The sequence below is a fragment of the Bradyrhizobium sp. UFLA05-153 genome (genome assembly GCF_054185185.1).
Genome location: NZ_JBBIAM010000215.1, coordinates 1 through 8,008, shown reverse-complemented (window position 1 = coordinate 8,008; position 8,008 = coordinate 1). Strand labels below are relative to the sequence as shown.

Sequence of the window (8,008 nt, the reverse complement as noted above, 5' to 3'; positions counted from 1 at the left end):
TGTGTATAAGAGACAGGTACCCGACCGAATGGTGGTTGCGGCCGGTGATCAATGCCGCCCGCGTCGGCGAGCAAAGTGCCGTGGAGTGAAACTGGGTATAGCGCAATCCCGCCTTGGCGATGCGATCCATGTTCGGGGTCGGGATGACACCGCCGAAGGTGCCGGAAACGCCATAGCCCTGATCATCGGTCATGATCAGCAGAACGTTCGGCGCGCCTTTGGGCGGAACTACGGACGGTGGCCAATACGGTTTGGAATCTTTGGCAGTCTCGTTGACCACGCCACCGAATTTCGGAGGCTCAGGCGGCAGTTGTTTCCCGTCGATCGTGGTCGTGGCGCTGGGCGAACCCGGTACGCCGTTGATCTGCTGAGCGTGTGCTCCGGGGGCCAACATTGCGCACAGGAGAAAACTCGATGATAGGAAACTCGCAATTTTGATCACGACGTCCTCCTCGAATGGCCGGTTTCGCTGTCCACTACACCGAGCTTACCGTTTAAGGCGCCTTCATTTCGCGGCCTATGCGTTTTCGGCAGACGAGTAAGATGTCAGAGGGAGGGCCGCGTTTAGCGGGGCGCTCATGTCTGCTCGGGGTCAAAATCGCCTCTCCCATCGCTCGAAGTGGACGCGGGTACGTCTCCAATCGTCTGAAAGCGGAAAGGGATCGGAAGGGCTCCGAGCTGAAAATGACCAGCCTCACAAGTTGAGGAGGTCAACATGACCGATGTTCTGAGCGTTACCCATGCCGTCTCGAAACGCACTCCTTGGAATAAGGGAAAGATCGTCGGTGCGAAGCAGCCGCTCCGGCCAAAGCATGTCTGGTCAATCCGCACCAAGCTCCAGGTGGAAGGCCGGATACGTGATCTGGCGCTTTTCAACGTTGCCATCGACAGTAAGCTTCGCGGCTGCGATGTCGTAGCACTGAAAGTCGATGACGTTGCCCCGGGTGGATATGCGGCCGACCGCGCGAGCGTCCGACAGAAGAAGACCGGCCGACCGGTCAAATTTGAACTGACGGAATCCACCCGCCAAGCGATCGATGACTACCTCCGGGCAACCGGCAAGAGGTCAGGCGCATACCTGTTCATGGTCGGCGGCAGACTGGACACATGACGACCGCCAGTATGCCCGCCTCCTATCTCACTGGATCGCTGACATCGGATTGGACCCGCACCTGTTCGGGACGCATTCTCTTCGCCGAACCAAAGCGACCTTAATCTACCGCCGAACCGGCAACCTGCGAGCCGTGCAGCTCCTACTGGGGCACACCAAGATCGAGTGTACCGTCCGGTATCTCGGCATCGAGGTCGATGACGCCCTCGCGATAGCGTAACAAGTCGACGTCTGATTTCGGGGGCAGAGCAGACGGGCTCTGCTTTGCCCTCACAGGCGGCTTCGGGCCGATTCTGTTGAAAAAGGCAAAAGTAACGCCACGGCAAAAACATCGCTGAAATTAGCTTAGAGCGAGCTCCGGCAAGAAAACCTTCGTAGTAAAGCTAGGAAGATCACCGAGCGATCCTGACTATGTTGACGCGATCCCCCACGTCCCGCTGCGTCAAACGCATCAGAAGTCTTCAGAAAATGGGCATGCTCGCGACAAAGGCCTTTTTCAACGGAATCGGCCAGAAGCTGACTTATGCACCGCAGCAAATTAACCGCTCTTCCATCACCTCATCGCAGTTGGAGAGCTACTCGGGCAACCCAGCTTTCCGAAGACCCTCAATCAACAGCTTCGCGTTTGATTGCCCGCCCCGCGCGATGAACGCTGCTATTGTAAAGGCGGGATCGAACTCAAGCAGACGCGCCACCGCCTCACGGGCCTCAGCCTCGCGCCCGAGATGGGCGAAAGCGGACGCGAGACCGCAGTAAGCTGGCCAATAGGAGGATTTCTGTCGTTGGGCTTTCTTGCCTGCGACGATGGCCTCGTCAAAGCGACGAAGCTCGATCAAGGCTATGCCCATCCCGACAAACGACGGATGTATCAGCGGGTCTATCGGGTTCATGCGAATGGCACGTTCGAAGCTCTGGACCGCTTCCTGCGGTAGCCCCGCAGCTCTACAGACCCAGCCTCTGGCGGACCATGCGCCAAATGAATTGGGATTGAGCGCGACCGCCCGGTCTGCCATTTCGGGCGCACTTTCAATATCGCCGACCATGAACGCCGAGATTACGGCAGCCGCTGCCAACGTGTCTGGATCACTATCGTCGAGGCTCAATGCCAAGCGAGAAAGCCGAACGGCTTCCCTGCGGTCGAATTGGGGATCCTCAGCATAGTTGAAAAGGACGTTTCGCATGTGACAGAGACCTGCCAGAGTCGCGGCACCGCCGAATCGAGGGTGCAGTTCCAAGGCGCGGTGACCCAACCTGATCGCCTCGGCCAACCCTTCGCGGGTCGCCAGGTAAGACTGCGGCAGAGCGCGGAGGTAAAAATCATAGGCGGTGAGGTTCTCCGGTCGCCGCCGCGCCGCCAATGCGATTTCTGTTTGAACAATCTTTGGCTGAATGGCCGAGACGACGGCGACCGTCACTTCGTCCTGAAGTGCGAAAACGTCTGTCAAGTCGCGCTCGAACTGATCCGCCCAGATGTGCGCCCCTGTAATCGCGTCGATCAACTGCCCTGCAATGCGAACTTTCCCTGAGGCCTTGCGCACAGACCCCTGAAGGACATAGCGGACGCCAAGCTCGCGTCCGACCTGCTTCACGTTCACCGCCTTGCCCCTGTAGGTAAAGCTGGAATTGCGGGCGATCACGAACAACCACTTGAACCGCGAAAGCGCCGTAGTGATCTCCTCAACCATCCCGTCCGCAAAATACTCCTGCTCGGGATCGCCGGACATGTTCTCAAACGGAAGTACGGCGATTGAGGGCCTGTCCGGGAGTGGCGGGGCCGCACTTAGCCTATCGATCAGCGTGCCATGCGCTCCCGCGCGTACAGCAAATGCGCGGACCGGCTTGGAGATATTCTTGAGCTGCTGTTCGCCCCGGTCCTCGAAGCCAACGTCCAGCTTGGCTTCGACTTCGCTGTACACCTTTTCGGAAATCAGGATGCCGCTCGGATCGGCGACCCCTTCTAGTCGGACGGCGATGTTGATCCCATCGCCGAATAGATCCCCGTCAGCCCCGACGATAACCTCCCCGAGATTGACCCCAATGCGTAGCTTAAGGGAGCTTCGGCCTGACGCGATGCTTTCCTGTATCTCCACCGCGCATCGCACCGCAGCCGAAGGACTTGCGAACTCGGCGAGCGCACCGTCACCCGTGGTCTTGATCAGTCGCCCGTCGTGGCGGGAGAGGCCAGGCTCGATTACTTCGCGCCTCAGCCGCTCGAACTCGGCGTAGGTGGCCTCCTCAGCGCGTTGCATCAACGCAGAGTAACCAACCACGTCGGCAGCCAAGATCGCCGCCAGTCGCCTTTGAACCTGCTGCTCGGTCACAACGCCCTCCGAACGGCCAGACTTGCCACGGCGGTAGACAGGGAAAAGTCTAGCACTTTGCAGAGGACCCGTGAGCGATAATTGCGGGAGAGATTGGGCGTGCGTCACCTTGGAGGTCCGCTTCGGGACATTCGCGACTGAGCCGGGCAGTGCTCGCTACCAATCGATGTCCGCTTCGGTCCCGATAGCGCCAGCATATGAGCAAACGCAGCAAATGACGCGAGGGGCCACGAGGAGACATCAGTCGATCACTTGATCTGCGCGGCTTAGCAGCGTTGGCGGAATAGCAACACCGAAAGTCTTTGCCGTTCTCAAGTTGACGCTAAGAACAAATTCAGTTGGCTGTTCTACAGGCGTGTCCGCCACCTTGGCCCCCTGCAAGAGCTTCACGACCAGTCGGCCACATTGAGCAAAAACTCCTTCCAAGCGAGGACCATAGGCAATTAATCCGCCATCTTCCGCCCCTTGCGGCCACTGCCATACGGACGGTAGCCGAGACGAATTGAGATGCTCGATAATCAGCAGATGAGCGCTCCACAAGGTCGTCGATGCCAGCACGTTAACTGCATCAATCTCTTTTATCTTCATAGCTTGAATGGCATCGATGATCTCTTCGTTCGTTCGTGCCGTGAATGGTACGATCTCGACGCCGAGATCGTGCGCAGCTCGATCAAGCGCATCCAAAGCCGATTTTCTGTCAGGGTCAGCAAGAATTCCGATCCGTCGTGCTCTAGGCAGCGCCTCGTGGAGCAACTCCAACCGCTTTACGTCGAGCTGGAACGCGAAGATAGCTACGCCCGTAATGTTTCCTTCCGGATGAGACATAGAGCTGACGAGACCGCTCGTAACCAAATCGTCGATTATTGCCGCAATGGCTATGCCGCGGCTTGCGCGTTGCGCCGCCTTCGTAGCTTGCGGTCCGGTCGTTACTACTATCTCCGGTCGTCCACGCACCAACTCGGTGGCCATGGTGTCCAAGGCAGCAAGGGTCACATTGAACCCTCTGCGATCGATTTGAAGATTGCGACCTTCAACAAACCCACCTCGGCTCAGTTCATCAAAGAATGCGTGCCAAACGGGTCCCTCGCCGCTGGAGTTGGCTAAGACCGCCATGCGACGACTTCGCCCTACGTCTTGCGCTTGCGCAACTGACAACATTGGCAGCGCAGACGCGCCAATTAATGTGATGAACTCGCGCCGCTTCATGTCGTGGTCCCCGTGACCTAAGAAGCCAACTATAGCGGCTCAAACTATCAGTGAGAAAGAGTTGCCAATGTCGCATTTGGGTCATTCTCGACTGAGTCAGCCGGTCCTGCCTGCCGTTTGATGTCCGCTGATTGTTACGCGCCCGCGAAAGAACGCGAAGGGCCAATCGCAGACATACCGTATACCGCCCGTTTGATGCCGACGACCATCGACTGACCGCCGTCGACGGGTTAAGGCGGATATAGCAAAAGTCAGCCCTCGCGCATCCAGCCGTATCAGTCCGTGGGTTCGCTTGGTAGGAAACACCGATGCTCGCCTCACGGTCACTTCATGAAGGTGGCGCAGAACATCAACTGTCGATCTCTGTGCGAACGCGTTCCTCAATAGATTAGCTTCGGATACCAGTCGGTGCCTCGCCCGCCCGGCGTCAGGTCGAGGATTGACCATAGCGAAGCAACGTCGGGCGCGTCGCGTGGGTCTTGGTCCGGGTCTGCCATTTCTTTCTTCATCTCGCTCGCCCAAAACAACCGCACCTTGTCGCCGTCACGTTTGAACACAACCAGCGCAGGATTTTCCGAGCCGTTGGCGTTAAGCAGGCCGAGGTCATTGGCATACTCGTCCCCGACCGTCTGCACGAAATCGAGATGCCGCCAGGTCCGTTCGCTTGCAAAGGCCAACTGCCGCTCGACACTGCTGCGGCCGAGGATCTTGAGCGCGACCCTCTGTTTAATGTCTGCTGCATTGCCATTCACTGCCCCCAGCCAGTTGGTGCACATCGGACAGGGACGCTCACGTTGCGGGCCATACATCCAGAAATAAGTGACAAGCGCGTCATGTTTGCCGAACAAGTCGATCAGGCCCACATTGCTGCCGTTCGCGTCCTTGAAACGATAATCCTTCATAATGAGCGGTCCGGGCGGCAACGCGCGGCGTTCGTCGGCGAGTCGTGTCATATGGCGCCTGAATTCGATCTCGTCCGCGAGCAAAGTTTCGCGCGCCTTGCGATAGGCGTCGCTTTCACCGGGGAACGGCGTCTTCCCTTTTTTTGCGAGTGTAGCAGCGGGTGTCAGCGTGTTCGCGTCCACGGGTTTCTTCTCCTGGTCATCCATAATTCTTCCTGGTCATCCATAATTCTGACAACGGCCGACAGAAAATTAGGTTGCGGCGGAACCGAAGCAAGCGACCGAGCCTGCAAGGGCCGAACTCGCAGCGAACCGATGCGCGGGTCAGCTTGAGGTCGGTCGTGCGACCCCGAAAATTCCGCCGTCGTTGACGATCGCACACTCGAATTCGTCATTTCCTGCATTTGCACCCGTGTATATAGCTGGAGTTATGGGGCCTTTTCCGTCGGGAGGAAACGATGGCCATCGAGAGATCCCATAATCCTGGCGCCTTTCGTGAATTCGAACATGATGGTTGGGGGACCGTCAGTGTTGGGTATGAGCGGCACTTTGCGCGACTCACCACTCAAACCGTACCGGCCATTCTGGATGCTGCCCATGTCGCCGAGGGGATGCGCGTTCTCGACGTCTGCACCGGGCCGGGAATGCTCGCTGGAGCGGCGGTGAAGAGAGGAGCGCAGGTCGTCGCCCTCGACTTCTCCGGCAAGATCATTGAGATTGCCAGGCGCAACGTGCCTGGCGCCGAATTTCGGCAGGGTGATGCCCAAGCCCCGCCTTTCGAGGCCGACAGCTTCGATAGTGTCGTCTGCGGTTACGGTATCATCCACGTTCCGGAGCCGCAGAAAGCCCTTTCGGAGATGCGTCGCGTGCTGAAGCCCGGGGGCTTTCTCGCCGTGAGCGTTTGGGAAGCAGCGAAACCAGGCAACGGTTTCGGCCTTCTCTTCGGCGCCATCAGGAAACACGGTGACCTCAACGTGCCTCTGCCTCACGGACCCGATTTCTTTCAGTTCAGCGAACCCGACAAATTGAAAGCAGCAATTCAAGAGATCGAATTCCGTGACGCAGCCGTCGAGACCGTTGAACAGACCTGGGAGTTGGCCGACTCGCTAGGCGTCATAACGGCGATCCTCGAAGGTGGCGTGCGAGCACGCGCTTTGCTGCGCGCCCAGACCGAGGACGCGCGCAACTCTATCTCCGCGGCGGTGGTGGAGGGGATGCGGCGGTATCGTTCTTCCGATGGTGTCTATCGAGTCCCCATGCCGGCCTTGGTGGGTACAGGAAGGAAGTGATCAGCCCTGTTCGCATGGATGGAGAGAGGACCCCGCCATGGCAGCCTGGGGGGACGTCCGCAACGGGTCTTGGTTGTGTGAAAAGGCCTAGACGCTCGAGCGCGATAGAACAAGTTATTCGTCCAAGACCGCTCTAGCGCTCAAGCTCGCAAGCGATTTCAACTTAAATGACGAACTGCAGAATGTAATTCTAGCCGTGTTTCGATCCTTCGCGTTTTTACACAGCCAGGGTCATGAGCGTCGCCCTCCGCAATTGACGTCGGCCCGTCGATTTCCGCTATGCCCCGTTACCGACCGAAGGTACGTGGCGGTGCAATATGTCGCGAAGGGCCACCTGCGGACGTAGTCAGTTTGAAGCGAAAATTATGCCGATATGTATCTCCTGTTGGAAGGAGAACCGGCCGCCATTCCGCTCAGGAAACCGTCCGCAACATTGGCGTCATCGTCGGCGAAGAACCGTGTTGTATCTCACCGATGATCCTGAAGCCGTGGCGCTCATAAAGGGAAATGTTTCGCGGATTCGAACTTTCAAGGTAGGCGGCGATGCCCTCCTCGTCACATCGTCGAAGAGCGTGTTTCATCAGCAACGTGCCGAGGCCTTGGCCGATCCAGTTCGGATCGGCGGCAATGAGGGGCAGATACCAATGTGGCTCGTGGGGATGATGTTCGGCCATTCCCTGGAGCAGGTGTGGAATATCGTCGGCGATCTCCGGACGCAGGGACTGCGCCATGATTGCGCCCATGGCTGCTTCATCAGGCTCGACGCCGGGCGGCAGCCACAGGGCGGCCGCGCGAGCCCCTTCCGTGATGTAAGCCGTGCCATGCTCGAATGCCCGTCCGCCAAATGCGTTAACGAACTCAGGCATAATCCTGAGATATTCGGATGAGTCGGGCCAAACCCAACGGGCCATTGGATCGGCTGCAAAGCCGAGCACAATAGTGCTGATCGTGCTTGCCTGAATGTTCGCGCCCGCAGATTTGACTTCCGACTCAGCTGTCATCATGCCGTCTCCCAGTCGATGGCGTCGGCCAAATTTATCAGATGCCTGTTTCCAAACAGAGCAGAACGGCTGTACCAACGAGCCTTCGCGGCTGCGACCCAATGGTCGTGGTAGGGACGAGGATTGCTCCTCGCCCCCCACCCAGATCCCGGCGAGCGCTGCTAACGCACCGGGCTCC

At 58.3% G+C, this 8,008-nt stretch carries 6 protein-coding genes and 1 pseudogene; 2 read left to right on the top strand and 5 right to left on the bottom strand.

The window, feature by feature from the left end; all coding sequences use genetic code 11:
• On the bottom strand, positions 1 to 394 hold a 394-nt coding region (locus tag Q2941_RS49510), incomplete at its 3' end, for a sulfatase-like hydrolase/transferase (protein WP_458197233.1).
• A gap of 321 nt (positions 395 to 715) precedes the next feature.
• Between Q2941_RS49510 and Q2941_RS49505 the strand changes: the two are divergent.
• Positions 716 to 1,331, top strand: a pseudogene (locus tag Q2941_RS49505) (tyrosine-type recombinase/integrase).
• Between the two features lie 355 nt (positions 1,332 to 1,686).
• Here Q2941_RS49505 and Q2941_RS49500 read toward each other — a convergent pair.
• From Q2941_RS49500 to Q2941_RS49490, 3 genes are all read right to left on the bottom strand, one after another.
• Positions 1,687 to 3,432, bottom strand: a complete 1,746-nt coding sequence (locus Q2941_RS49500; protein ID WP_458197231.1) for a tetratricopeptide repeat protein — start codon at positions 3,430 to 3,432, stop codon at positions 1,687 to 1,689.
• A gap of 240 nt (positions 3,433 to 3,672) precedes the next feature.
• Positions 3,673 to 4,638 (bottom strand): ABC transporter substrate-binding protein, encoded by a 966-nt coding sequence (locus Q2941_RS49495; protein ID WP_458197230.1) that lies wholly within the window; start codon positions 4,636 to 4,638, stop codon positions 3,673 to 3,675.
• 380 nt (positions 4,639 to 5,018) lie between these two features.
• Positions 5,019 to 5,723, bottom strand: a complete 705-nt coding sequence (locus Q2941_RS49490; protein ID WP_458197232.1) for a DUF899 family protein — start codon at positions 5,721 to 5,723, stop codon at positions 5,019 to 5,021.
• A 275-nt stretch (positions 5,724 to 5,998) separates the two neighbouring features.
• Between Q2941_RS49490 and Q2941_RS49485 the strand changes: the two genes are divergently transcribed.
• Positions 5,999 to 6,829, top strand: a complete 831-nt coding sequence (locus Q2941_RS49485; protein WP_458197229.1) for a class I SAM-dependent methyltransferase — start codon at positions 5,999 to 6,001, stop codon at positions 6,827 to 6,829.
• 413 nt (positions 6,830 to 7,242) lie between these two features.
• On the opposite strand, the gene Q2941_RS49480 is transcribed toward Q2941_RS49485, so the two are convergent.
• Positions 7,243 to 8,008, bottom strand: a 766-nt coding sequence (locus Q2941_RS49480) for a GNAT family N-acetyltransferase (protein ID WP_458197228.1), incomplete at its 5' end; no start/stop codon positions are given.

Coding starts and splice junctions, on each gene's coding strand:
- Q2941_RS49485 (WP_458197229.1), top strand. CDS start 5,999: ATGGCCATCGAGAGATCCCATAATCCTGGCGCCTTTCGTGAATTCGAA.
- Q2941_RS49495 (WP_458197230.1), bottom strand. CDS start 4,638: ATGAAGCGGCGCGAGTTCATCACATTAATTGGCGCGTCTGCGCTGCCA.